Below are 1,695 nucleotides of genomic sequence, written 5' to 3'. Positions count from 1 at the left end.
GGGCGGGGGTCCGGGCCGCTCGGGGCGTTCCCGCTCGCCGGCGGTGCCGGTGACCACCACCCGCACGTCCCGGCCGTCCAGCCGCACCTCGACGACGTGGTCCGGCAGCTGCGCGGTCGCCTCGGCGGCGAGGTCGGCCAGCGCGTTCATCAGCGCCAGCCGGGCCGCGGGTTCCAGCGCGCCGGACAGCAGCGCCGCCGCCCGGCGGATCTGCTCGTCCCCGGCCGAGGCCGTCGCGGTGAGGTCCTCGCGGAGGCTGGTGATGTACGGGGTCAAGTCCATGACACCACTATGACGTCACTAGTGGTGTCAGTCAAGGCGGTGATGACACCACGTGGTGTCGCGGGGAAGTTGTCGGACCCGGCGGTTACGCTGCCGGGGAGTCGTTGAGGGGAAGGAGTGCGACCGTGGCCGAGACCGTGTCGCCGAAGGTTCAGCTGATCGCGAAGACGGAGTTCTTCCCGCCGGAGGACGTGCCGTGGTCGACCGACGCGGAGGGCGGTGAGGCGCTCGCCGAGTTCGCGGGCCGCGCCTGCTACCAGTCGTGGAAGAAGCCGAACCCGAAGACGGCCACCAACGCCGGCTACATCGACCACATCATCGAGGTCGGTCACCTGTCGGTGCTGGAGCACGGTTCGGTGAGCTTCTACATCAGCGGGGTGTCGCGCTCGCTGACGCACGAGCTGATCCGGCACCGCCACTTCTCCTACTCGCAGCTGTCGCAGCGGTACGTGCCCGAGCGCGACGCGGCGTTCGTCGAGCCGGACGTCATCGCGAACGACCCGGAGCTGCACGAGAAGTTCCTCAAGGCCGCGCAGGCGAGTGCCGACGCCTACAACGAGCTGCTGGCCGGGCTGGAGCACAAGTTCGCCGACGCGCCGAGCGCCACGCTGCGCCGCAAGCAGGCGCGCCAGGCCGCGCGGTCGGTGCTGCCCAACGCCACCGAGACCCGCATCGTGGTGACCGGCAACTACCGCGCCTGGCGGCACTTCATCGCCATGCGCGCCACCGAGAACGCCGACGTGGAGATCCGCGGCCTGGCCGTGGAGTGCCTGCGGCAGCTGCAGAAGGCCGCGCCGAACGTCTTCGCCGACTTCACGATCTCGACGCTGCCCGACGGCACCGAGGTCGCCTCCAGCCCGAAGGTCCTGGAAGGGTGAAACGGCTCGCGATCGACGTCCAGCCGGGCGAGTACGCGGTGGCGCGGCTGGAGCCGGGCGCTCCGGTGCCCGGCCTGGACGCGCCGGACGGGTTGGTCTCGATCACCCGCACGCCCGCGGAGACGTCGGTGATCTGCCCGGCCGGCCTGGTGCCGGAGGGCGCCCGGGTCGAGTCCGGGTGGCGGCTGCTGACCGTGCGGGGCCCGCTGGCGTTCACCCTGACCGGGATCATCGCCGCCCTGGCGAGCGAACTGGCCTCGGCCGGGGTCGCGCTGTTCACGCTGTCGACCTTCGACACCGACCACGTGCTGGTCAAGGACGCCGAACTGACGCGCGCGGTGGCGGCGCTGCGCGCGGCCGGACACGAGGTCGCCGGCGCCGACTGAGGCCCGCGGGGGCCGTGCTGGCGCTGATGAACGCGCTGGCCGACCTCGCCGCCGAGGCGACCGCGCAGCTGCAACGCGGGCCGCGCAACGGTTTCCGCCTCGTCCGCCTGGACCACCCATGCGCCGGTCATCGTCGCCTCCTTGGTAGT

At 72.1% G+C, this 1,695-nt stretch carries 2 protein-coding genes and 1 pseudogene; 2 read left to right on the top strand and 1 reads right to left on the bottom strand.

What is annotated here, in order from left to right; all coding sequences use genetic code 11:
- Positions 1 to 282: pseudogene (locus D0D15_RS35700) on the bottom strand (toxin-antitoxin system HicB family antitoxin); the annotation flags it as partial.
- Between the two features lie 125 nt (positions 283 to 407).
- Between D0D15_RS35700 and thyX the strand changes: the two are divergent.
- Complete coding sequence (gene thyX, locus D0D15_RS35695) at positions 408 to 1,160, top strand: FAD-dependent thymidylate synthase (RefSeq protein WP_094005872.1); 753 nt, start codon at positions 408 to 410, stop codon at positions 1,158 to 1,160.
- Positions 1,157 to 1,546: an ACT domain-containing protein gene (locus D0D15_RS35690; RefSeq protein ID WP_094005873.1), complete on the top strand. Its 390-nt coding sequence runs from the start codon at positions 1,157 to 1,159 to the stop codon at positions 1,544 to 1,546. Before thyX ends, D0D15_RS35690 begins: the two co-directional genes overlap by 4 nt.
- The last annotated feature ends 149 nt before the right edge of the window (positions 1,547 to 1,695 follow it).

The sequence above is a fragment of the Amycolatopsis thermalba genome (assembly GCF_003385215.1).
GTDB classification, from domain to species: Bacteria; Actinomycetota; Actinomycetes; order Mycobacteriales; family Pseudonocardiaceae; genus Amycolatopsis_E; species Amycolatopsis_E thermalba.
The sequence above is the reverse complement of the archived record's forward strand: the minus strand, read 5'-3'. Positions and strand labels throughout refer to the sequence as shown.